Origin of the sequence: Planomonospora parontospora (assembly GCA_014647935.1) — a bacterium.
GTDB lineage: Bacteria > Actinomycetota > Actinomycetes > Streptosporangiales > Streptosporangiaceae > Planomonospora > Planomonospora parontospora.
The window spans coordinates 194,492-216,971 of sequence record BMQD01000015.1; the positions used below are offsets into that span (position 1 = coordinate 194,492).

Sequence of the window (22,480 nt, forward strand, 5' to 3'; positions counted from 1 at the left end):
GTGGAAGTGGGACATGGGCCCGGCAGGTCCTCCCCCGCGGCGAGGACGTGCATGAGTGACAGGATCTACCAGGGAATGACATCCGAGGAGCGGCTGGCCGACCGCCGGGAGCGACTGATCGACGCGGGTTTCGCCCTGTACGGCACGCTGGGTTTCACCAGTACCACGATCGAGAAACTGTGCATGATCGCACGGATCTCCAACCGCGCTTTCTATGAGTGCTTCGCCACTCGCGAGGAACTGCTGGAGGTCATCTACCACCGGTGCGTGGAACAGAGCGTGCAGGTGGCCTCCCAGGCCGCCGCGCAAGCGCCGAGGACTCTGGAAGGAGTCCTCGAGGCCGGGATCGAGGCCTACATCCGCTTCATCACCGACGATCCACGCCGGGCCCAGATCATGTACGCCGAACGGGCCAGGGCGAGTGCGGCCTACCTGGCGGGGACGGTGCAGATGAACGCGGCGGCGTTCCTCCAGGTCACCGGGGCGGACCTCGACCTGCCGGACACGGTCGACCCCGGTATGGCCGCGCGCGGTCTCAACGGCGCGATGGAATCCATCCTGCTGGAGTGGGTGACAGCCGAGGATCCCTTCCCGATCGAGCAGGTGATCGCGTCGGTCAAGCACGTCTTCCTCCGAGCGCTGACCGCGTGACGGCGCAGAGGCGACGGCCCGTGCAGCGGCGGCCCTGCGGCGCAGCCGGTGCGGTTCCACCATGAGCCGGGGACCGCGGGCGGGACGGGGAATGAGAGGCATCGGCCCGTCCTGCAGACGGATCAGTGGGAGCGCCGGTACTCCTTGGCCGCCGCCAGAAACGCGTCATTGGCCTTCCGCTCGCCGATCGTCACCCGTACACCGTCACCGGGGAAGATCCGGACGTTGACCTCGTGGGCGGCGCAGACTTCGGCGAAACCGGCGGACTCCTCTCCCAACCCCAGCCAGAGGAAGTTCGTCTCACTCGGCGGGACCGGCCAGCCGGCGCCGAGCAGCGCGCTCCGGACGCGATCCCGCTCCCTCACGGTCCGTTCGACCCGGGCGGTCAGTTCGTCCTGTGCGCGCAGCGACGCGGACGCCGCCACCTGCGCCAGCTGGTTGACGCAGTACGGCAGGCGGAGCATACGCACTCCGGCGGCGATCGCCGGGTCGGCCACCAGGTATCCGACCCGGAGCCCGGCGAGTCCGAAGGCCTTGCTGAAGGTCCGGACCACCACCACGTCGGGGCGCCCCCGCTGGAGGCGGAGTCCGTCGGGAGAGCCGGTGTCCCTGACGTACTCCCGGTACGCCTCGTCCAGCACCACCAGGCAACCGTCGGGCACGGCGTCGAAGAAGTCCTCGAGCTCGGCGCGCTTCACCGTCGTGCCCGTGGGGCTGTTGGGGTTGCAGACGACGATCAGGCGGGTCCGGGGCGTGATCGCGGCGGCCATCCCCGGCAGATCGTGCCGCTCGCCGCGGAGCGGTACGGCCACCGCCTTCAGCCCCGCGAGCTCCGCCAACATCGGATACGCCTCGAACGAGCGCCACGCGTAGAGCGCCTCCGCGCCCGGTTCGCCGACCATCTCGAACAGCAGCTGGAGCACGCCGACCGACCCGCAGCCCACCACCACCTGGTCGCTTCCGACCTGCAGCCATGCGGCGATGTCGTTCGCGAGTCCACCGGCTGCCGCATCGGGGTAGCGATTGACCCGTCCGACCGCTGCCGCCATCGCCTCGGCCACCGACGGCAGCGGCGCGAACGGCGACTCGTTGTTCGCGAGCGGGTGGGAGGTGTCCGTCGGAGTGCTGGTCAGGGATTCCGGCCGGCGCTCGCTCAGGTCTGCGAGAGTCGCCCGCAGGTGCGGTCGTAGCACGCTCATTGTCGCTCCTCAGTGGACGAAGGTGCACACGATGGGCCCGCCCTCCGGGACGGGCACCGAAACGGCGGAGCGGTCTCAACGCCCGGAGTCGCCGATCAGGGTGAGGGCGCTCTCGATGAACGCGGTGGTGTCCGCGATCGCGTGTTCCTTCTCCACATCGTGGAAGATGCCGTGCGGCACACCCGGGTAGATGCGCTCGGTGAGATAGGCCCCGCGTATCCTCTCGATCCCCGCTCTGCTCTCCTCGAGCCGGGCCAGCATGTCGGCGTCGCCGTGCAGCCACAGGACGGGCAGGAAGAGCAGGCTTCCTCCCCTGTCGATCCGCTCCAGCGACGCGGCGATCGCCTCCAGCGTCCTCCGCACGAAGGCGCCGTGCCAGATCAGCGGATCTTCGTTGTAACGCCGTGCCTCCTGGGGATCCCTCGACATCACCGCTCCCACGTCCAGCGGCATCTCGGGGATCTCTTCAAAGGCCAGCAGCGATGTCGCCGTGCTCCAGGCGCCGAGTACCGGAGCGACCAGGACGAGTGCCGAGAGGTCGTCGGCGTGACGCTGCGCGTAGCGGGTCGCGACCGTCCCGCCGACGGAATGGCCGATCATGACCACCGGGCGGCCGGGATGGTCGGCGCGTGCCTGTCCCACCACCGTGCGGAGGTCGGCGACGACCTCCTCGTAATCCTCCACGAGTGCGGGTCTGCCGCCCGACAGACCGCTGCCCATGTGATCCGGCGCGTAGACGGCGGCGCCGTGCCTGACCAGAGCGTTCGCCACATGGCCGTACCGCCCGGCGTGGTCGGCGTATCCGTGGACGAAGACGGCGACGTACGCCGGGGACGGATGCGGCCACACATGCAGGTGGATCGGCTGGCGGACGCCGTCGAACCGTCGGCCTGTCTCCTGGGCCATGTTCCTCACTCCGATTTCGTGTGCTGCTCGTGCGGATCCCGGTAGTCCTGCGCCATGTGACGTCTTCGGCGCGGCCTCACTCCCCGAGCTCCACCCGGTAGTCCCGCATCCAGTCGTTGATCCTGATCAGCGATTCGAATCCGACCCGCAGGAAGCGCAATCCCTCCGGTGACGCCTGCCGTACCGCGGCGAACGCCTGCTGCGCGCTCTTCGTGTCCATGAGCGCGCGCACAGGGGCTCCGCGGTCCTCCATGATCTCGCTCAGCCGGCCTTTGAGCATCCGGTCGTAGTCCGGGTCGGTGATCATCGGGTAGGGCGCCTTCCTCCTGGCCAGGATGAACTCCGGGAGATCAGCGGCCATTGCCGCGCGCAGGAGGCTCTTCTCCCGTCCGTCGAAGGCCTTCATCGGCCACGGGACGTTGAAGAGGTACTCCACCAGGGAGTGGTCGCAGAACGGTACCCGTACCTCCAGTCCGACGGCCATGCTCATGCGGTCCTTGCGTTCCAGGAGCATGGGCAGGAAACGGGTGAGGAAGAGATGGCCGACCCTGCGCATGCGCCGTTCCGGCTCCGGTTCCCCGGGGAGGGAGGGGACGGCGGCCACCGCTTCCGCGTAACAGGCCGCCCGGTACTCGTCCAGTGCGAGGCGCTCGGGCAGGGACGGGTCGAGGAACGAGGGTCCCTGCGGCACGCTGACACCGCCTGTGTACATCCAGGGAAACGTCTGCGCGCGGGTGGTCGCCTCGTCGTGGAACCACGGGTACCCGCCGAAGAGCTCGTCGGCGCCCTCACCGGAGAGCGCGACGGTGGAGCGCTGCCGGACCGCTTTGAACAGCAGGTACAGGGACGTGTCCATATCGGCCAGGCCCTGCGGCAGATCACGGGCGCGGAGCACCGCGGCCCTCGTCGCGGGATCGGACAGCAGCCGCGCGTCGAGGGTGATGGTCTCGTGGGCGGCGCCGATCTGGGAGGCCAGTTTCGTCGCGTAGCCGGCGTCGTCGATCGGTCCGGGACCGGCGGCCGGGGCGGGTCCGGTGAAGCCGACCGAGAAGCAGTTGAGGGCCGGCTCCCCCCGCGCCCGCATCGCGTCCGCGGCGAACACCGCCACGGAACTGGAGTCCAGGCCGCCCGAGAGCAGCGAGCACAGCGGAACGTCCGCGACGGTCTGGGAGGCGACCGCGGTCCGCAGCAGTCCGCGGACCCGGTCGATGGTGGCGTGCAGGTCCTCGGTGTGCGGGCGGGCTTCCAGCTCCCAGTACGCGGTCTCGCCGGTCCGCTCGCGCGAGACCCGGACGATGTGCCCGGGGCGGACCTGGAACATGCCCTTGAAGATCGCGTGCCCCGGTGTGCCCGCCCACGTCATGAGCTCCCGCAGGCCGGAGGCGTCGAGGCGGGCCCGCGCCTCGGGATGGGCCAGGATGGCCTTCGGCTCGGATCCGAAGAGCACGCCGTCCGCGGTGGGGTAGTAGTAGAGCGGCTTGACCCCCAGCCGGTCGCGGACCAGTAACAGCTCCTCGCGGCGGGCGTCCCAGAGGGCGAAGGCGAACATGCCGCTCAGCCGCCGGGCGAAGCCGGCCCCCCATTCCAGATAGGCGCGGAGCACCACCTCGGTGTCGCTGCGGGTCCGGAACCGGTGCCCTGCGGAGTGCAGTTCCCGTCGGAGCCGGTCGAAGTCGTACACTTCTCCGCTGTAGGAGACGGCCGCCGCGACGTGTCCGTCCTCGTCCGCGACCATCGGTTGCGCGCCGCCGGCCGGGTCGATGACGGCCAGTCTCCGGTGCCCCAGAGCGACGTGCCGGCCGTACCAGGTGCCCGCGGCGTCCGGACCGCGGCACGCCATGGTCTCCGTCATCGCCTCCACGGCCGAGCGCTGGGTTCGAGGGTCGCGTTCGAACGCGACCCAGCCTGTGATCCCGCACATGTCTTCCCCAGGGTCTCGTCTACGCCGGAAGGGCACCGAGCTGCCGGTGCAGGCCGAGCAGGTCCATCTGGTCCCAGTGCCGGGCGAACAGGCCGTCTTCGACGAGGAAGATGTCGATGAGGCCGACGGAGAACCGCTCACCGGAAGGCGGGATGCCGAGGATCGTGCCGACCTGCCGGCCGCTGAAGGTCATGCGTGCGACGACCTTGTCCCCCTCGACGACGAGGTCGTCGAGGGTCAGTCGCAGATCCTCCACCGACGCCGCCCAGCGCCGGACCGCCGCCCGCATGCCCTCGATGCCCCGCTCGGCCGCCGGGTTCGGGTGCCGGTAGTCCGGATGCAGGCAGTGGTCCAGGTGCTTCGGTTCTCCTTCGTTGTACGCGGCCAGGAAATGCTCCATGAGGCGCAGCGCGCTTTCTCTGTTCAATGTGGTCCCCTTGTGCCCGAGGTCGAGGTGGAGCCGGTTCCGTTCGGAGGCGGTGGAACCGGTCGTCATCCGTCGCGGGGAGCCGGCTCGGCGAGCCTGCCCAGCCGGGGAGGGTTCGCCGGGGCGGCCTCGATCCCGAACGCGGTCGCGGCGATGAGGTCGCACGCATCGGAGTTGCCGTACGGGTGCATGGTCCCGGCCCGCACGTCCCTGTGCGCGCGCTCGTACGGGGAGCCGGGACGCAACGCCGGCGTGCCCATCACCCTGATCACGCGGTCGACCACCTCCACGGCGTTGTTGGTTCCGACGATCTTGGTCAGTACGACGCGGGACATGCCTTGCTGGATGCTCATCGAACTCCACAGGGCGTTCCCCATCACCTCGCGTGCCGTCCGCTCGATGAGGGCGCGGGACGTCTCGACCAACGCCTCGCACTCGCTGATCGCCACCTGCACGTAAGGGCGGTTCTCCCAGCCGCGGCTCAGGACGTCCTGCACGCACTGCTCCAGGGCCCCCACGGCGACTCCGAGGTAGACCGCAGCGAAGGTGGGCATGGCCCAGCCCCACACGGTCTGCAGGAGCGAGCCGTCCAGCGAGCCCACGGGGAAGCTCAGCAGGACGTCGTCCTCGGCCACCATGACGTCGCGGAGTTCGATGTTCTCGCTGCGGGTCGCCCGCAGTGCGGAGGAGTTCCAGGTGCCCTCCAGCACGCGGACGCCGGGAGCGTCGGCGGGGACGCGGAAGACGAGGACGTGCGGGCCGTCGGGGTGTTCCCGGTACACGGCCATCGACGTCATGTGGGTCATGACCGCCGAGCCCGTCCCGAAGGTCTTGTCCCCCGTGACCAGGTAGCCTCCTTCGGTCTTGCGCGCTTTGGCACCGGTACTGCGCACCAGTGCGTGCCCCGGCTCGGCGGTGGCCCCCATCAGGATCACCTTGCCGTCGGCGATGTCGCCGAGTGTCCGCCGGGCTCGTTCGTCGCCGGTGGTGCGCCAGTTCCTGGCGAGCTGGCCGGCCATCGACAGGTGCATGTTCACGGTCAGCGCCGTGGAGGCGCATCCCGAGGCCAGCGCCTCCTGTGTCGCGGCCATGTCGGTGAGGTCACCGCCGAGTCCGCCGAGTTCTTCGGGAACCGTCAGCCTCAGGTACCCCGCGTCCCGCAGTTCGTCGATGTTGCGATGGGGGAACTCGGCGTTCCCGTCGTACTCCGCGGCCCGCTCGCGGAAGACCGCGGCCAGTTCGGCCGCCATGGCCACATGCCGTTCCCGGGTCGGCGAGGTGCTGAGTGGTCGCATACCGGCTCTCCGTCCGTGGGGTGTCAAGATGCTGTGGGGGTGTCGAGGAGCTCAGCGGATACGAGCCAGGTGCGTGCGGCCCCCGGCGTCCCGCGCGGCGGTGTCCTGGGGATCATGCGTCCCGCCGACTCCGGCAGATCGCACGGTTCGAATACGGCGGCACGCCAGCCCCAGCCGGCCAGCCAGGACTCGGGGTCGTTCACCCCGGACCGCCAGGGGCGCCCTTCGTCGCGCATCTTCTGCAGCCAGTCCTGCATCCACGGGGCGTGGTAGAGGTCGGTGTTCACCTGCTCCAGGCCCAAGGCGCTGCCTGGTGCGGACAGCTCGGTGATCTGGCCGACGACGGTGTCGGCCTGCTGCTCGCCGAGGTAGTAGAGGACGCCTTCGACCAGCCATGCCGTGGGGAGCGCGGAGGAGAATCCCGCGCGCAGGAGTTCCCTGGGCCAATCAGCGGTGAGGTCTGCGGCGACGGGGACGCGGCGGCACCGTTCGGCGGCCGGACGGTGCCGGGCGAGGAACTCCGTCTTCTGCTCGACGGCCTCGGGCAGGTCCAGTTCGTAGAGGACGGTGTCCGGACGCCACGGCAGCCGGAACGCGCGTCCGTCCATGCCCGCGGCCAGGATGACGACCTGCCGGAGGGTGCCGGAGGCCGCGGTGCGGATCAGGTAGTCGTCGAAGAACTTGGTCCGCAGCGCGAGGACGTCGAAGCGGGCGGCCGGTCTGGTCCGGAGTTCCTCGTACAGTTCCGGTTCGGTGCGCCGGATGAACTCGACCGCGACCGGGTCCTCGAACATCCGGTCGGGTCTGAGCGACTCGCAGGCTCTCGCGCATGCGATCCAGTGTCCGGTTTCGGTCAGGCTCGACATCGCGCTCTTTCTCGTGTCCGGTTTCGGTCAGGCTCGACATCGCGCTCTTTCTCGTGTCCGCTCCCGTCGGCGGAGGCGGGGCCGGGGCGCGCCCGGCCGGTCACCGTTCCGGAGACGTTCACGCCCTGTGCCCGGCCGCCTCCAGGGCCTTGGTCAGCCCGCGCCGGAGGGACTCGTGCAGAATCCGGGTCTGGTTGTGGCGGAGCTGGTTCCAGTAGGCGTCACCGGCCTGGTTCCTCGTACGGAGCACGACACCGATGAACGCCGTGTCGCCGGCGACGATGAAGGACATCCGATGGTCCAGGAGCTTGTCCGTGTCACCGAGGAACACCTCGTGGCCGTCCGCCTCGAACACCTCGTAGGGGCCGAGCCTGCCTCCCTGCTCGGGCAGCGGCTGCTCCCGCCCGCTGCGCATCGTGTTGGGTCTGACCCCCAAGGGGCGGAGCAGCACCCCCTGCATTCGGATCCACAGGTCGACCAGCCAGAAGGCCCGTTCCGGGGTCATGCTCGGCTGCTCCATGGCCGATCGGGCGAGCTCGCGGGCGCCGACTCCCCCGCCCGGCGGTATCGCGGCTTTCGCCGCCTCCGCGTGCGTGTACTCTCCGGCGTCGCGGAAACGCGCGAGAGCAGAGTCCCCCGGAATGGGACATGTTCTTATTTCCATGTGGAACCCCGTTTAAATCCAATGCGCGGCCGGCGGCCACGTGCCCGATTCGGGATGCAGTCGACACTGTAGGTCAACCTCTGCCAGATCTGTAGTCAATGTCCAGCTGCTGGGACAATCCCGCAGAATCTCCGATCGGCGCAAGACATGGCCGTGTGATCCATGTCACACTCGATTCGCTATTGAAGATCTCCGGCGCGTGTGCGTATGGTCGAAAAGTCCGGGTGATAGGCGCTCAGTTGATTCAAGGAACAACGGGTACCAGCCGGCTCACGGAGCAGCGGGAGTACGAATCCCATTAATCCCTGGACCGATCAGAATTCATTTTCTGGACCCAAGTCCGCTGTCGTTCGTCACCGGACGCGGACCCGCATTCGCGCGGTCAGAACAGGTGTGGGCGCGACAGGCGCGGCCACAGTCACCGAAAGGGTGAGGTAAGGGTATGAGCACTGCCACCAGCCAGAGCATCGGAGTCGAGAGCCTGACCGGCCTGGACGTCGACATGCTGGAGATCAGCGACTACATCGACGAGACCCTGCTCGACACGGCCGACCTGACCGTGACGATGGTCTCCTCGGCTTCCTGCACCACCTGCATCTGCACCTGCAGCTGCAGCTCCTGAGGTAGCAGCAGGCGCGGGGGCGAGCCTCGCCGTCCGGACCTGCCCGCGCTAATCGGGCAGGTCCGGCGTCCGGCCCGGTCGGCCCCGCGCCTGCGCGGTGCGTGATCCGATTTCTCCCGGCCGGCCGACACCGGCCGTCGGACACTTCCCGCAAGCACAGTATGCCTGACCTGAAGGCATGTGTACCGGCGGCCCCGCTGCGGCATTCCGGCATCCGGTGTGCGCGTCGAAAGCCGATGGGGCCGCCGGTGACGGCCCGCAGAGCGATCGGGCCGACGCGACGACCGCCGGCATCGCCTGATAAGCGATAAATCGTCATGCCATTTTTTTATGCGCACTCCGGCCATCCGCATCCGGCTATTCGGTCTTCCCTTACGAAGGAAGGATTGGTATCGACGCGTGCGAACCATAATTCTGGTCCACGGTCTCATGGGCACCGAGGATGTTCACTATGCGGGATGCCGGCGATGGTGGAGCCGCCCGGTCGTGGAAGTGCGGCTTCCCGGACACGGGGCCGAACCGGGAGTTCCCGAGCATCCGGCCGCTTCAGCGATTTCCCGCGTCAGAAAGTCCATTACCGATCAGTCGGAACCCCCCGTCGTCGTGGGACTCTCCTATCTGGGCGCCGCCGTGGCGTTTCATGCCGCGCGGAACGAACCGGGCGCGGTGGCCGGAGTCGTCATGGCGGGATACTCCTTCCTGGTCTCCCCCGACATGCTGACCCGCTGGCTGCAGGGCTTCACCGGCCTGGCGGCCCGCCAGCGGCGGGCCCGCGACCATTTCGCCGATCTGCACGGCCGGAAGTGGGAGGACCTGCTCACCGCCACCTTCGACGAACTCGCCGACGGCTGCCTGAGCCTGCCCGGCCTCGACGATCTCCGGCGATTCGACGCCCCCCTCCAGCTGGTCAACGGCGCGCTGCTGCAGAACGAGCGCAGAGCGATCGAGCCGGCGGCGGCTTCGGGCGCCGACGTGACCGTGATCGCCGGAGCCGGACACGTCGTACCGGTGGACGCACCGCGGATGTTCACCGCAGCCGTCGAGGACTTCTCCGACCGCATCGACACCGAGTGCACCGTCTTTCACGAGCGGCGGCGCGCCGCGGCCCGGAGATCGTCCACCGACGCGTCCGTCGAGGAGGACGCCCGTGTCTGATCCAGGGATCGGCATCGCCGGATACGGCATCGCGCGCGTCTGCTCGCAACCGGTCAGCGTGGTGACCCGGCTCTCCGCCCCCAAGCTGGCCCGCCTCTGCGATGAGCTCGCCGACCTGCGACGCGACTGGCGGGACCGGGCCCCGCAGGTGGCCGACGGGCTCACCGCCGTGGTCCCGCTGCTGGGCGACCGTTTCCAGCGCCGGGAAGTCCTCGCGCTGAGACGGCGGCTGCACCGCGCGGCGGACGTGCCCGCGGCCGAGATCGAGGCGGTCCTCCACCGCCCCGGCATGCCGGCCGTGCCCGGCGCCGCGGAACTGGGTGCGCTGGCCGCCCTCCGCGACGACCTGGTCCGCCGGCTGGAGGACGAGTACGGAGCCGCCCTCGACGCGGAGCAACGGGTGCTCGCCTCCCTGGTGCGCGACGGCTCCCTGAGGGCGGGAGCCCAGCTGAGCGCCGACGGCCTGCTGCACAACATGGATCGCTACGCCGACGCCGTGGCCGCCGGGAACGCCCGCGACAAGCGTGCCCGGGCGACCGAGTCGACCCTGGTCAACCTGGTGGCACGGAGCGCGCTCAAACCGTCTCCCTTCGGGAGGCTGGTTCACACCCACCCGATCGTCTTCGAGGACCGGAGCGCGTCCGGACAGGCTCCCCCCCTGCCCGGCACGGTCGCGCACCGCTCGGTCTGCCGCCTTCCCCGCCAGCTCGTGAACTGGGTCGAGCGCTGCCTCGCGGACCATCCCGGCCTCCGCTCCGCCGCCGTCCTGCGCCGGGCTCCCGTCGCGGGTTCCTCGGACAAGGGCGTCGTCTTCCTGGTCCGGGGCCGTGACGGCACCCACGAACCCGCCGCCAGGGAGCGGCTGGTCCGCGTTCCGCCCGATCCCGCCGTCGCGGAACTCCTCACGGTGCAGGCGGACGTCCCCGTCCCCGAGCGGGAGCTGCTGGCGAGGTTCGCCGCGCTTCCCGGGGAGAGCACCCGATCGGCCCGGTCCCGGCTGGACGCACTCATCGAGCGGGGTGTCCTGGCCCGCGACCTGGGCGTGGGCGAGCAGGCCGCCCATCCGATCACGCGGCTGACCGAACTGCTCCCTCCGGACTGCGAACCCCGGCTCCGGGAGTGCGCGACCGGGCTGGCCGCCGCCGAGTCCGCGTTCGAGAAAGCCGGCATAGACCGACGGCAGGAACTCATCGCCCGGATCCAGCGGCATGTCACCGACCTCGCCGACCTGTGCGGCGTCCCCACGCCACCGATCGAAGCGGCCAGAACGCTCATCTACGAGGACACCGTGGTGGCCGCCCCCCAGCCGCAGGACGGTCACCGATGGCGGCGGCACCTGCCGGCGCTGTCGCACTGGCACCGGCTGCTTCCGATCTTCGACGACGGCGCCCACGTACGGACGATCATCGCCGACCTGGTCCGGGAGGCGTTCGGGCCCGGCCCCCACCGCCTCCTCTCCCTGTTCACGGCGCTCTCCTCCGCCAAACTGCAGGAGCTGATCGCGCAGCGGCTCACCGACCTCTCCGCCCCGGTGCCGGCGCGGCTCCGGGACCTGCAGAACTCGGTGTTCGACCTGGCCGACGCCGGCGACGGCGTCGAATCGGTCGTCGACCCGCGGCGCGCGGCGGAGATCGCCGAGGATCTCCCGCCCTGGATCCCCCGATGGCCCAGGGTGAGCTGGCACGTCCAGCACCACACGTCAGCCGGGGAGGACCTGCTGGTCGTCAACGGGGGCGCGATCGGCTTCGGACGCGCCATCTCGAGGTTCCTGCCCGCCTACGCCGCGGTCGGCGACCAGGGGTTCACCGAGCTGGTCAAGCGGGAGATCGGCGGCGGCGACCTCGAATCGGCGCCCCTCACCGACCTCTCAGCCGTCCTCGGCATCAACGCCAACGTCCATCCCCCGCTCCTGGGCGCCCACCTGCGCTACCCCTGCTCCACCCCCGAGGAGTGGGACGGCGGCCGCGGGATCTCCCTGGAGGACTGCTGGGCCGAGGTCGACGCGGGCTCGGGGCGGCTCCTGCTCCGCAACGGCAGGGACGGCCGCCCGATGCGGTTCGTACCGCTGAACTTCCTGCTCAACGAGCTCGCCCCCCGGTTCTACCAGTTCCTCGGCTTCTTCAGTCTCGGCGGCATGGCCAACCTCGCGTGGTGGGACAGGGTCGACCAGCGCCGCGGCCCCTCGGACGGGGTGCGCCGGTATCCGCGCGTCCGGTCGGGGAGCCTGATCCTGGCCCGCCGCACCTGGAAGGTGCCCGCGCAGCTGCTTCCGGACCCCGCCGACCGGAGCGGCGCCTCCTCCTTCCGGGAGGTACGGCGGTGGCGGGACTCCCTGGGGCTGCCGGAGCGCGTCTTCTACCGGGGATTCACCCTGCCCGATCCGCTGGTCCCCATGTCGGAGGAGGAGCAGCACACCTGGACCAGGACGCTCGCCAGGTTCCCGACCTCCGCCGAGCGCAAGCCCACCTTCGTCGACTTCACCAGCGTCACCAGCGTCCGCGCCTGGCAGCGCACGCTGCGCCGCGGCCAGGGCCACATGACGTTCCAGGAATGCCTGCCGACGGTCGACGAGGTCCCGCGGGAGCACGGCGACCGCTTCACCCAGGAGTTCGTGATCGAGACGACCGAGGAGGACCGGTGAGCACGACGATCGGCACGGTTTGGTTGTCCTGCCATGTCTTCTACCACGGCGACACGGATCCGCTGCTGACGGACCTCCTCCTGCCCATGGTCGACGGGCTGCGCCAGGACGGACGCGTGCGACGCCACTTCTACCTGCGCCACTGGGAACGCGGCCCGCACGTCCGGCTCCGGCTGGAGGTGCGGCCGGAGCACCGCGACGGGGTCCGCAGCGAGGTCGAGCGCAGGATCCGCGATCATCTACGGCGTGCTCCGGGCCCCGCCGACACCGACCCGGTGCGGCTGCGGGAGGCGCTTCACCACCTCAGCGAACTGGAGCACGGAACCGCCTCCGACGAGGAACTGCGCACACCCGAGCCGCCGAACACGGTCCGCTGGATCCGATACGAGCCCGAACTGGCCAAGTACGGAGGAGCGGAGGGCATGGAGATCGCCGAGGACGTCTTCCACGCCAGTTCGCTGCTGGCGGGGCAGGTGCTCCGGCTGGTCCGCAACGACCGGACGCGCCTGGGGGTGTCCCTCCAGATGCTGCTGCTGGCCTCGCGGGCGCTGGGCCTCGGCGAAGAGGACCGGCTCGTCTTCCTGCGCTCCTACCACGAGCGCTGGTCCGGCTACGTGGCCGACGAACGGCTTCTGGCCGCCTGGGACGAGCAGTACCGGCTCCAGCGCAGCACCTACACGTCGCTGATCGAGGACCTGGACGCGGGAAGACCCCTCGGCAAGGGGATCGGCGAGCGGTGGGAGCACGTGCTCGCCACGGCGATCGAACGCCTGCGCCCGCTCGTGGAGGCGGGGCGCACCTGGCCGGCCGAGGTCGACCGATCGGCGCCGCCCCTGGTCGCCCTGGCGACACTGACCAGCCAGTACCTGCACACGACCAGCAACAGGATGAACGTCCGTCCGCAGGGCGAGTGCTTCGTCGCCTACCTGGCCCACCGAGCGGCGCGGGAGCAGACGCAGTCCATCCCGGCGCAGCCCGGTGCCGCCCGCTCATGACAGGAAGCCCCATGTCGACTGATGACCGGAAAGACCTCACCGTCAACGTTCCGTGGTCGGTGCAGGAAGACCTCCTCCTTGACGTGATCGCACCCGCGCTCGACGAGTCCGTGGAACTCGGCGAGACGGCGTCGTGGTTCTACCTCCGCGAGAACCACGGGAACCGGCCCTTTCTCCGGCTGCGCTTCGCGACCGGGAGCCCGTCGGTGGAACGCCGTCTCAAAGCGCGCATCCTGGAGCGCCTGGGATCCGTCCAGCACGAGAACCTGTTCGAACACCAGCCGTACAACAAGGAACACGACTGGCTCGGCGGCGGTGCGGGACTGGGGCTGGCCGAATCCTTCTGGACCGAGACCACGCCGCTCGCCCTGCACACCCTGCGCGCCACCCGCGGCGACCGGACGCTCCGCCTCGCCGCCTCCTTCGACCTGCTCGTCTGCACCGGTGTGCTGCTCGCCCCCCGGCTGCCTCCGCCCATCGCGAAGTTCGGCCACAAGGCCGGCTACCTCTCCTACCTGGCGACGTTCGAGGGCTACATGCTGCTGATCCGGGATCCGGAGGGCACCCGGGCCAAGCACGCCCAGCGGTACGAGAAGAACCGGGACGTGCTCCGGCCCCGGCTCCGCGAGCTGATCGAGGCCATGCGGGACCCCGAGGGCGACCTGGCCGATCTGCCGGAGACGGCCCGCGAGTGGGTGGTACGGCTGCGCGGGTACCTCCCGGCCATCCAGCAGGGATTCGACGAGGGCAGGTTCCATCTCTACGCCACCCCGCGGAAGGCGGAGAACGCCAAACTCGTCCCGTCGCCCGACGGCCTGTACCGCCGGCCGCAGGTCGAGTGGCTCGCGGACCTTCCCGAACCACCCGTCGCCGGTATCCACCGCGCCATCGCCGACAACAAGTTCTACCAGGGCATGATCCGCGAGGACCGGCGGTTCCTCGCCTCCCGGCTGGCCCAGGCGTACACGAACTGGCACCTGTTCCGGTTGGGCTTCCTGCTCGCCGACCGCTACACGCTCTTCTACCTGATCTCCCGCGCGTTCGAGGAGGAGTTCGGCCTCGACGCGGCGGAGATGATCCGATCGGTCCACCCGGAGACCGAGGTCGCCGGATGACGGCCCTCGACACCGGCGCCCCGCCGTCCGGCGGCACGCCGCGGGCCGAACCGTTCGACGCCGCGCAGGTGGACGCCTTCGTGCACAGGCTCCGCGGCGGTTACGCGCAGGTCCACCCGGAGCACTGGCAGATCGACTGGAGGAGCATCCCCAGTCCCTTCCGCTGGTACGCCGATCTGCCCCGGATCGATCTCCCCCCGCTGTCGCGCGCCGCCGCGGCCGGCGGCACGGCCGCGGCGCGGGCGGTCGCGGCCGCGAGTCCGGCGGCGCGGCTCGGCGGGCTGCTCCAGGCCGCCTACGGGGTGACCGGAGTGCGGTGGTATCCCGAGGGGATCGCCAAGAGCAGTCCCGAAGAACCGACGCCGGTCCACCGCAACCCCCACTACCAGCTCCGCCGGGCCGTACCCTCCGGAGGGGTCACCTACCCGGCCGAGTGCTACCTGGCCACCGAGGGCACTGAGGGCATCGAGGGCATCGAGGGGACTGACGGCCTGGACGCCGGGCTGTACCACTACGACGCGGTACGCCACGCGCTGGCGGTGCTGTCCACGGGGTCGCCTCCCGCGGGGCTCGCTCCCCCTCGGGGAGCCGTCCGCGTCGTCCTCACGCAGCCGCTCTGGAAGAACTACTTCAAGTACGGGGACTTCTCCTACCGGCTCGGCGCGATGGACACCGGAGCGGTCGTCGGCCAGTTCGCGCTCTGCGCCCGCTCCATGGGCCTGGCCTGCAGGGTGACCTTCAGCACCGACGAGCGGCTGCTGCTGGGCCTTCTGGGGCTGGACTCCGAGGAGGAGGCCGCCCCGGCCGTGCTCGACGTCGCCGTGGGGGGCACCGGCCGCGGGCCGCGGCGGGCTTCCGCGGACGCCGCCGGAGCGCTCGCGGCCGACCGGCCGCGCTGGCTGGGCGCCTCCACAGCCCCCGGCCCGGACACCGGCACCCGCCGCATGCACGCCGCCTGCCTGGCGGCCGGCCGGCCCGGACGGCCGATCGATCTCCCTCCCGTCGCGCTGGAGACACCGGAGGGGGACCCGGGGGTCGAGCTGCCCGCCGTACCCGCGCAGCCGCTCTCCGCGGCCGAGTCCTGGACGCGGTCGGCGCTGGGAGAGCAGCTCCGCGGCACGCCGATCGCCCTCGGCGTCCTGTCCGGGTGGCTGACCGAGACCCTCGCCCCGATGGACTGCGACGTCCCGGGGAACGAGAACCGCCTGTCCCATCCCCGCTGCGTGCTGCTCGTCCGGTCCGTGCCGGGAGTACCCGCGGGAGCCTATCTGCCGGATCGGGACGGCAGGCGGCTCTCCCGTCTCGCCGAGGGGGACTTCGGGCCCCTGGTCCAGCGGAGCATGTTCGCGAACTACATGAACGTCGGGCAGGCCCCGCTGGTCGCCGTCATGGTCGGCGCGGCCGAACCGCACCGCGGCGCCGGAGGCCCGGTCGCCTACCGCGTGCAGCACCTCCTGGCGGGAGTCCTCGCCCAGCGGCTCTCGGTGTGCGCGGCCCGCGACGGCATGTCCGCCCACCCGGTGCTGGGCTTCGTCAGCGGTCTGCTCGACGACGCGATCGGGCTGGCCCGCCGGCGCCTGACGTCCCTGCTGCTGGTCGCCGTGGGCGGTTACCGGCGGGGCCTGTACCTGGAGAACAGCCTGAACCCGTCCGCCGGGGCGGCGCGTACCGGAGGTGGGAGATGACCGGCACCCCGCTGCGCCTGCGTACCGACGCCTACTACGTCCCGGTGCCGGAGGGGGTGTGGATCCGCACCACGGACGGCTCGTTCACCCTGATCGGGAAGACGGTCGCGACCTGGGTGGAGAAGCTCGCCCCTCTCCTGGACCGCGGCGTCGTGCCCGACGAGCTCCTCCGTGCCCTCCGCCCGGACCAGGCGGATTTCGTGGGCACGCTGCTGCGGACGCTGGAGCAGCGCAGGGTGCTGCTCCGGAGTCCCGCCGAGGACGTACCGGAGGACTCGCCGCTCGTCGGCGCCTTCCCCCAGCAGGTCGAGTTCCTGCGGCACTTCACCGTCGATCCCGCGGCGGGCCTCGGACGCGTCCGGGCGCACCCGCTGGCGGTGGTCGGCCCCGCCGACCGGGCCGGGCCGCTCGCCGCGGCGCTGATGGAGACCGGTTTCGGTGACATCGCGATGCCGGACGCGGCCGCGGACACGGACCTGAGGGAACTCGCGGACGACCTGGCACACCGGGCGGTTCCGGTGCACCTGTCCGGCGCGGAGGCCGGCCTCCGCGGCCGGACCCTCGTCGGGCTGTTCCCCGCGGGGGCCGAGGACGACGCCTGGCGGTTCCTGGCCCGCGCCGAGTCGACGGACGGCGCTGCCTGGGCAGGACTCGTCCGGGGTCAGGCACTGCTGCTGAAAGGCCAGGTGCCGCGCTCGGGGCACGCGTGCGTGCGCTGCGCCTGGCGGCGGCTCGCACACCAGGCCGTGGACCTGCCTCCGGCGGACCGTCTCGGGCACGTTCCGGTGTCGGTGGCCGCCGCCGTGATCGCGCAGGAGCTGTTCCGGCATGTCGCCGCGCGCGACGACTCGGTTCTGGGCGAGGGCGTGGTGGTCGATCTGACCCGGCTCAGCATCTGGCGTACGGAGATCGATCCGGACCCCGGCTGCCCCGGCCACGGAGTCCACGCCGGCTCGGCACATCCCGGGATCCCCCCGCGGCCTCCCCGCAGGACGGCGTTCCCCGAATCCGTCTTCGGCGCGCGGTGCTTCGGCCCGTTGCTGTCCTGCGCGCCGGAGCAGCTGCCGCAGTCCCCGCTCACGGCGCTGCGGGTGCGGTGCAACCCTCCCGGGCGCACCGAGCCGGTCGGTTCGGGCAGCGGCCCGGTCGTCGTGGCGGAGACGATGTCCGACGCCCGGGCCGAGGCCGCGCTCATCGCGGTCGAGTCGGCGCTCCCCGCGGCGGAGGGCACCGTCGTGGGAGCGGGCCGTGAGAGCGGTGAGGCGCTCGCCCGGGCCCTGCTCCGCTGGGCCGACACGGGACTGGCCGGTACGGGGCCGGGCGACACGGCGCCGGGCGGCACGGGACTGGGCGACACGGCGCCGGAGGGCGTGCCCGCGACAGACCGGACCGTCCTCTCGGAGCGGGCGCGCGGGCTCGCCGGACTGGCCGGGACCGACCACGCGCTGCGGAGCGAACGCCATCCGAGCGGCCTGTGGCGGGCCTGGACCGATCGCGACGTGATGCGCACCGGTTTCGATCCCGCGCAGGCGCAGGAGCGCGCCCTGATGGCCGCGCTGGCGCTGGAGCAGTTCGGGCCGGATGACGGCGCGCATGCCGTACCGGCTTGGACGGGAGCGGTCCCCGAGGAGGGGACCGTCCGGGACGTCGCCGCCGCGCTCGGCCTGAGTTGGTCCGTCGCCGCGTTGCCGCCCTTGGTCTCCGGTCGGCTGACAGGGGTCGTCCTGGCTCCCGGAGCAGGCAGGTGAGGGGGACGGCGGCGCAGGGGCGCCACGCTTCGGGCACCACTTCGGACATCCTGGTGGCGCGGTTGCGGCGGCTGGTGGGGGACGTCCTCGACGTCCGCACCGCCGACGGCCTGGACGGGGCCGGGAACGGCCTGGACGGAGCCGGGGACGGCCGCCCGCTCGTCGTGGTCGACATGGACTGGGATGCCGACCTCTCTCGCCTTCCGCGGACGGAGGGCCCGGTGCTGCCGGTGTACGGGCTGCGGGGCCGGGTGGTGATCGGCCCGGCGATGCTCCCCGGCCGACCGGGATGCCCGCACTGCCTGGCGCTGCGGGTGCGGGCGGTGGACGGGCAGCCCCGAGGCGTCCAGGTGGGCCCGGCGGACCTGCGGCGCCTGTCCGCTCGGCGGGGCGGCTGGGGCGGCTGGCTGCCGCCCGGGGCGGAGCGCCTCACCGCCGCGATCGTGCGCGATGAGGCGGAACGCCTCGCCGGCGGCGGGCGGGCGCGAAGCGCCGAGGCCGCCTTCGCCGTCGGATCCGGCGGGCTGAGCGGCGACTGGCATCCGGTGATCGCCCATGCGATGTGCGCCTCACCGCACTGCACCGGCAACCGGCGGCCGCCTCCCCCGCCCGTCCCCGACCTGACCGGCCCGCTGCCCGCGACGGAGACGGGGTCGTCACGGCGGTTCCCCGCCTCCCGGTACGCCGGACGACTGGAGGAGGAGTACCTCGACTCCTGGTCGGGGATCGTCCGGTCCCCCAGCGTCGGGGACGGCACCGCCCTCCCCTCGGTACAGGTGCGGGTGCCGACGGCCTGGGGATTCGAGGAGATCGCGATCGGACGCGCCGAGGACTACGCGACGGCGCGGCCCGCGGCGGTGCTGGAAGGGCTGGAGCGCTACGCCGGATGGCACTGCGGAGGCCGCGCCCCCGCGGTCTTCGCGGCGTTCGCGGACCTCGACGAGGCGGTCGACCCGCGGCTCCTCCTCCTGCACCCCGGCGAGGCCTACCGCACCCCCGGGTTCCCCTACACCCCGTTCACCCCGGAGACCCCCACGGGATGGGCCGAGGCGTACTCCGCCCGCACCGGCCGCCGCACGCTGGTGCCGTTCCACGTCGCCTACTACGGCGCGGCCGAACGCCCCGAGACCGGCCCGCGGTTCGTCTACGAGAACTCCAACGGCTGCGCCCTGGGGTCCGGCACGGAGGAGGCCCTGATGGCGGCGCTGCTGGAGGTCGCCGAACGGGACGCCTTCCTGTGCGCCTGGTATTCGCAGACCCCGCTGCCCGAAATCGATCTCGCCGCGCTGCCGGACGCGGCCGGGCGGGCCGTGCACGCCGTACGCCACCGCACCGGACGCGATCTCAGGGCGTTCTGGGCGGTCGGCGTGTTCGACGTGCCGGTGGTCCTCCTCGTGTCGACGTCGGATGATCCGGAACGGCCCGCGACGCTCGTCACGGCCGGTTCGGCGTTGACGAGGGAGCGGGCCCTCATCGGGGCCGCACACGAGATGGCCGCGTGCGCACCCGCGATCACGGCCGGCTACCGGCCGCGCCGCGCGGAACTGGAGCGGGCGCTGGAGGACCCGGACCTCGTGCGGCGGATGGAGGACCACGCTCTCGCCGGCGCCCTGCCCGGGGCCCGCCGGCGGTTCTCCTTCCTCCTCGACGAGGTCTTCCCGGAACCCCCGCCCGTCGCAGCCCTCCACGAACCGGTCGGTGACATCGCGGCCGACCTGGCGGCGATGCTCGCGGCGGCGGAGCGCCAGGGGCACGAGGTCCTCGTCGTCGACCACACCACCGGCGAGCTGGAGCGCCTGGGACTGCGCTGTGTCAAGGCGGTCGTGCCCGGGACGGTGCCGATGACGTTCGGGCACCGCCACCGGCGGCCGCCGCCGGTGGAGACGCTCAACGCCTTCCGGGCCAGGAACGGCATGAGCCGGTACGGACTTTCCAGCGAGGAGGTACGGCATGAGCCACACCCGTTCCCCTGACGCGGGCGCATCCGCCGCGGGGACGGCCCTCCCGGACGGCTTGAGCGGTCTGCCCAACGGTCTGGGCTGGCTGGTCGCCGACCGGCACCTGGCGGTCCGGCTGCTCACCGGCGACCGGCTCGGCGTCCTGGAACCGGGTCCGGTGATGGCGGACCTCGCCGCGAGGCTGCCCGGCCAGGCGCGTCCGCTCGCGCAGGAGCTCACGTCCTTCGCCGAACGGATCATGCTGCAGGCCGGACCCGCCCGGCACGCGGAGCTGCGCAAGGCGTTCGGCGGGTTCTTCGACGCGGACGCGGTCAAGGCCGTCACCCCCTTCATGGGGAGTGCGGCCGAACAGGTCGTGCGCCCGTTCGCCGGCGCCGGAGGCGGTGAGTTCATGACCGCGGTGGCGTTCCCGTACGCGGTACGGGTGGGCGCCCGGCTCGTCGGCGTCACCGACGACGACTACCGGCGTCTGCACAAGCTCAGTCAGCAGGTCGCGCTCGTCGCGTACGCCGCCCGGCTCAAGGATCCGGAGGAGGCGGTCCGCGCGGGCCACGCCGCACTGGCCCGCATCCGCGAGACCCTCGCCGCCGCGCGGCCGGCCGCCCCGCCCGGATCCGTGCTCGGTGAGTGGAACGCCGGGGCGATCGGGAACCTCTGCGACGCCGACATCGAGGCGAACGCCGTGATGCTCGTGCAGGCATCGCTGGAGACGGTCGCCGGGATGCTGGGGAACGCGGCGGTGCGCATCCTCGGCACACCGGGAGCACTCGCCGACCCCGGGCGTCGGGACGCACTGCTCGACGACGCGCTGCGCGAGGAACCGCCGCTCAAAACCCTGGAACGCGTCGTCCGCGAACCGTTCACCGTCGACGGGCACGAGTTCCGCCGGGGGCAGGTGGTCTCGGTCAGGGTCGCGGACGCCAACCGGCTGGACGACGATCCGGTGGCCGGGCGGGCGCTGTTCTCCTTCGGCTGGGGCGCGTACCGCTGCCTCGGCGCCCGGCTCGCCCGCATACAGGCGCTGGAGCTCTTCGGAGCGCTGCACCGCGCGGCGCCGGACGCCGCCCTGGCCGGTGAGGAGGTGGAACGGGTCCGGCACATCCGGTTCGCCATGCCGCGCCGGCTCCGCGTGGTGTGCCCCCCGCCGAGGACGGACCGGGACGGGCTGACCCGGGCGCTGTGCGAGGCCCTCGACGAACACGACGCCGACCGGCCGCTGACCTCGCTGGAACGCGAGGTGGCGCTCGTCGTGCTGGCCGAGCGCGGCATGGCCGGACCCGAGGACCCGCGGGAACTGACGACCATCGGGGAGTGGGTGAGATGGGCGACTTCGGAGCATGGCTGAAGGCCGCCGAGCCGGCGCTGCGCACGTCCGCTGCGGCCGTGGTGACCGAACGCGGACGCTTCACCTGGTCCTCGCTGGTGGACCGGGCCCGCACGCTCGCGGCCGGGCTTCCCCCGGCCCCGTACGGATGGGTGATCCCTCCGGGCGGCGGTGAGCACACCGTCGTCGGGCTCCTCGCACTCGGCCTCATGGACCGCTCTCCGCGCTGGGTGCTCGGCGATCCCGCGACCTGGTCCGCACCGGGGCCGGGGACCACGGGCGGGGCGGAACCGGTGCCGGCCGGACCCCAGGCCGCCCCGCCCCCGCACGTCGACGGACCCACCTACGCGACCGCCACGTCGGGTACCACGGGCCGGCCGAAGCTGCTGTTCGGCAGGCCGCACTCGATGGCCGAAGCGGTGGAGCTGTACGTCGGGGGCATGCCCGAGTACGCCTCGGCCGAGGTGTTCGCCACCTGCTCCGCGATCGACTTCGCCGCCGCCTTCTACATGGTGGTCGCGCCGGCCATGTGGCTCGGCCGCGATCTCGTCCTGTTCCGGCCGAGCCGATGGCAGACGGCCGTCCCCGAACTCGCCGGCCGGCCGGGGATCTGCCTGGCGCCACCGGCGATCGCCGTTCTGGGCGCGCGCACGGCGGCTGCGCGGCGGACGTTCCGCGGGACCTGCTTCGTGCCGGCCGGAGGGGGGCTCACCCCTGACCGGGCCGAGCGCATCACCGAGGGGTTCCCCGCGAGCACGTTCCTGACCATGCTCGGCTCCACCGAGACGGGACTGCTCACCGTCAGCCGCGAGGTGCGCGGCGACGGCCACGTCGGACGGCCGCTGCCGGGTAAGCCGGTGTGGCTGGAGGACGCCGGCCCCGACGGGGTCGGCACGCTGTGGACGCGGGGACCCGACACCCGGTTCGCCGTGACCGGAGGCCGCCTGACGGCCCGGCGGGACGGTTCGGTCAGCACCGGCGACCTCGCCCGCCGTTCCGGCGACGGCGGCTACGTACTCGAAGGCCGCGCGGACGACCTGGTCAAGGTCGACGGCGTGAGCGTGTACCCGCGAGAGATCACGGCCGCCGTCCGCGCCCTGGAAGGCGTCGTGGACGCTTCGGTCTCGGTCGACCGCTCCGGACCGCTCGACCGGATCACCGTCGTCGCGGTCGGTGACGTCACCGAGGCGCAGGTCCGTGACGCCTGCCTGCGGCTTCCCACGCCCGTGACCCCGCACCGGGTGGTCCGCCGCCACACCGAGGAGTCCGCGTACGACGAGCGCGGCAAGGTGCTGCGTTGAAAGGAGC

18 protein-coding genes are annotated in these 22,480 nt (G+C 71.8%); 11 read left to right on the forward strand and 7 right to left on the reverse strand.

Features of this window, described 5'->3' with window-relative positions:
• Positions 1–51: 51 nt before the first annotated feature.
• Positions 52–651 (forward strand): TetR/AcrR family transcriptional regulator, encoded by a 600-nt coding sequence (locus IEZ07_RS23380; protein WP_191896682.1) that lies wholly within the window; start codon positions 52–54, stop codon positions 649–651.
• A 122-nt stretch (positions 652–773) separates the two neighbouring features.
• Here IEZ07_RS23380 and IEZ07_RS23385 read toward each other — a convergent pair whose 3' ends face one another.
• The 7 genes from IEZ07_RS23385 to IEZ07_RS23415 all read right to left on the reverse strand — a co-directional run bounded on the left by IEZ07_RS23385 (position 774) and on the right by IEZ07_RS23415 (position 7,929).
• Positions 774–1,850, reverse strand: a complete 1,077-nt coding sequence (locus IEZ07_RS23385; RefSeq protein WP_191896683.1) for a histidinol-phosphate transaminase — start codon at positions 1,848–1,850, stop codon at positions 774–776.
• A gap of 75 nt (positions 1,851–1,925) precedes the next feature.
• Positions 1,926–2,756, reverse strand: coding sequence for an alpha/beta fold hydrolase (locus IEZ07_RS23390; RefSeq protein ID WP_191896684.1), 831 nt, complete (start codon positions 2,754–2,756; stop codon positions 1,926–1,928).
• Positions 2,757–2,832: 76 nt separating this feature from the next.
• On the reverse strand, positions 2,833–4,677 hold the full coding sequence (asnB, locus tag IEZ07_RS23395) for an asparagine synthase (glutamine-hydrolyzing) (RefSeq protein ID WP_191896685.1): 1,845 nt from the start codon (positions 4,675–4,677) through the stop codon (positions 2,833–2,835).
• Positions 4,678–4,696: 19 nt separating this feature from the next.
• The gene (locus IEZ07_RS23400) at positions 4,697–5,104 is read right to left on the reverse strand and encodes an ester cyclase (protein WP_191896686.1); all 408 of its coding nucleotides are present in this window, start codon (positions 5,102–5,104) and stop codon (positions 4,697–4,699) included.
• Between the two features lie 65 nt (positions 5,105–5,169).
• Complete coding sequence (locus tag IEZ07_RS23405; RefSeq protein WP_191896687.1) at positions 5,170–6,399, reverse strand: acyl-CoA dehydrogenase family protein; 1,230 nt, start codon at positions 6,397–6,399, stop codon at positions 5,170–5,172.
• 23 nt (positions 6,400–6,422) lie between these two features.
• Positions 6,423–7,265, reverse strand: coding sequence for an SAM-dependent methyltransferase (locus IEZ07_RS23410; RefSeq protein WP_191896688.1), 843 nt, complete (start codon positions 7,263–7,265; stop codon positions 6,423–6,425).
• Between the two features lie 118 nt (positions 7,266–7,383).
• The gene (locus IEZ07_RS23415; RefSeq protein ID WP_275413872.1) at positions 7,384–7,929 is read right to left on the reverse strand and encodes a DUF2867 domain-containing protein; all 546 of its coding nucleotides are present in this window, start codon (positions 7,927–7,929) and stop codon (positions 7,384–7,386) included.
• Positions 7,930–8,371: 442 nt separating this feature from the next.
• Here IEZ07_RS23415 and IEZ07_RS23420 point away from each other — a divergent pair, with 442 nt between their 5' ends.
• From IEZ07_RS23420 to IEZ07_RS23465, 10 genes are all read left to right on the forward strand, one after another.
• Positions 8,372–8,551, forward strand: a complete 180-nt coding sequence (locus tag IEZ07_RS23420; protein ID WP_068900607.1) for a thiocillin/thiostrepton family thiazolyl peptide — start codon at positions 8,372–8,374, stop codon at positions 8,549–8,551.
• Positions 8,552–8,881: 330 nt separating this feature from the next.
• Complete coding sequence (locus tag IEZ07_RS23425) at positions 8,882–9,706, forward strand: alpha/beta fold hydrolase (protein WP_275413873.1); 825 nt, start codon at positions 8,882–8,884, stop codon at positions 9,704–9,706.
• Positions 9,699–12,347: a lantibiotic dehydratase gene (locus tag IEZ07_RS23430; protein WP_191896691.1), complete on the forward strand. Its 2,649-nt coding sequence runs from the start codon at positions 9,699–9,701 to the stop codon at positions 12,345–12,347. Before IEZ07_RS23425 ends, IEZ07_RS23430 begins: the two co-directional genes overlap by 8 nt.
• Positions 12,344–13,342 (forward strand): lantibiotic dehydratase C-terminal domain-containing protein, encoded by a 999-nt coding sequence (locus IEZ07_RS23435; protein ID WP_191896692.1) that lies wholly within the window; start codon positions 12,344–12,346, stop codon positions 13,340–13,342. Before IEZ07_RS23430 ends, IEZ07_RS23435 begins: the two co-directional genes overlap by 4 nt.
• 11 nt (positions 13,343–13,353) lie before the next feature.
• Positions 13,354–14,457 (forward strand): lantibiotic dehydratase C-terminal domain-containing protein, encoded by a 1,104-nt coding sequence (locus IEZ07_RS23440; RefSeq protein WP_191896693.1) that lies wholly within the window; start codon positions 13,354–13,356, stop codon positions 14,455–14,457.
• Positions 14,454–16,142, forward strand: a complete 1,689-nt coding sequence (locus IEZ07_RS23445; protein WP_191896694.1) for a SagB family peptide dehydrogenase — start codon at positions 14,454–14,456, stop codon at positions 16,140–16,142. Before IEZ07_RS23440 ends, IEZ07_RS23445 begins: the two co-directional genes overlap by 4 nt.
• Positions 16,139–17,890, forward strand: coding sequence for a hypothetical protein (locus IEZ07_RS23450; RefSeq protein WP_191896695.1), 1,752 nt, complete (start codon positions 16,139–16,141; stop codon positions 17,888–17,890). Before IEZ07_RS23445 ends, IEZ07_RS23450 begins: the two co-directional genes overlap by 4 nt.
• Positions 17,887–19,863 carry a TOMM precursor leader peptide-binding protein gene (locus IEZ07_RS23455; protein WP_191896696.1) on the forward strand — a complete coding sequence of 659 codons (1,977 nt, stop codon included), beginning with the start codon at positions 17,887–17,889 and terminating at the stop codon, positions 19,861–19,863. Before IEZ07_RS23450 ends, IEZ07_RS23455 begins: the two co-directional genes overlap by 4 nt.
• On the forward strand, positions 19,841–21,193 hold the full coding sequence (locus IEZ07_RS23460; RefSeq protein WP_191896697.1) for a cytochrome P450: 1,353 nt from the start codon (positions 19,841–19,843) through the stop codon (positions 21,191–21,193). Before IEZ07_RS23455 ends, IEZ07_RS23460 begins: the two co-directional genes overlap by 23 nt.
• A complete protein-coding gene (locus tag IEZ07_RS23465) occupies positions 21,169–22,473 on the forward strand; it encodes an AMP-binding protein (RefSeq protein WP_239320926.1) in 1,305 nt (434 codons plus the stop codon). Before IEZ07_RS23460 ends, IEZ07_RS23465 begins: the two co-directional genes overlap by 25 nt.
• The last annotated feature ends 7 nt before the right edge of the window (positions 22,474–22,480 follow it).

Excerpts from the sequence above, each read along its gene's own strand:
- IEZ07_RS23380 (WP_191896682.1), top strand. The coding sequence starts at position 52 with ATGAGTGACAGGATCTACCAGGGAATGACATCCGAGGAGCGGCTGGCC.
- IEZ07_RS23385 (WP_191896683.1), bottom strand. The coding sequence starts at position 1,850 with ATGAGCGTGCTACGACCGCACCTGCGGGCGACTCTCGCAGACCTGAGC.
- IEZ07_RS23390 (WP_191896684.1), bottom strand. The coding sequence starts at position 2,756 with ATGGCCCAGGAGACAGGCCGACGGTTCGACGGCGTCCGCCAGCCGATC.
- asnB (WP_191896685.1), bottom strand. The coding sequence starts at position 4,677 with ATGTGCGGGATCACAGGCTGGGTCGCGTTCGAACGCGACCCTCGAACC.
- IEZ07_RS23405 (WP_191896687.1), bottom strand. The coding sequence starts at position 6,399 with ATGCGACCACTCAGCACCTCGCCGACCCGGGAACGGCATGTGGCCATG.
- IEZ07_RS23410 (WP_191896688.1), bottom strand. The coding sequence starts at position 7,265 with ATGTCGAGCCTGACCGAAACCGGACACTGGATCGCATGCGCGAGAGCC.
- IEZ07_RS23415 (WP_275413872.1), bottom strand. The coding sequence starts at position 7,929 with ATGGAAATAAGAACATGTCCCATTCCGGGGGACTCTGCTCTCGCGCGT.
- IEZ07_RS23420 (WP_068900607.1), top strand. The coding sequence starts at position 8,372 with ATGAGCACTGCCACCAGCCAGAGCATCGGAGTCGAGAGCCTGACCGGC.
- IEZ07_RS23425 (WP_275413873.1), top strand. The coding sequence starts at position 8,882 with ATGCGCACTCCGGCCATCCGCATCCGGCTATTCGGTCTTCCCTTACGA.
- IEZ07_RS23440 (WP_191896693.1), top strand. The coding sequence starts at position 13,354 with ATGTCGACTGATGACCGGAAAGACCTCACCGTCAACGTTCCGTGGTCG.
- IEZ07_RS23445 (WP_191896694.1), top strand. The coding sequence starts at position 14,454 with ATGACGGCCCTCGACACCGGCGCCCCGCCGTCCGGCGGCACGCCGCGG.
- IEZ07_RS23450 (WP_191896695.1), top strand. The coding sequence starts at position 16,139 with ATGACCGGCACCCCGCTGCGCCTGCGTACCGACGCCTACTACGTCCCG.
- IEZ07_RS23460 (WP_191896697.1), top strand. The coding sequence starts at position 19,841 with ATGAGCCACACCCGTTCCCCTGACGCGGGCGCATCCGCCGCGGGGACG.
- IEZ07_RS23465 (WP_239320926.1), top strand. The coding sequence starts at position 21,169 with ATGGGCGACTTCGGAGCATGGCTGAAGGCCGCCGAGCCGGCGCTGCGC.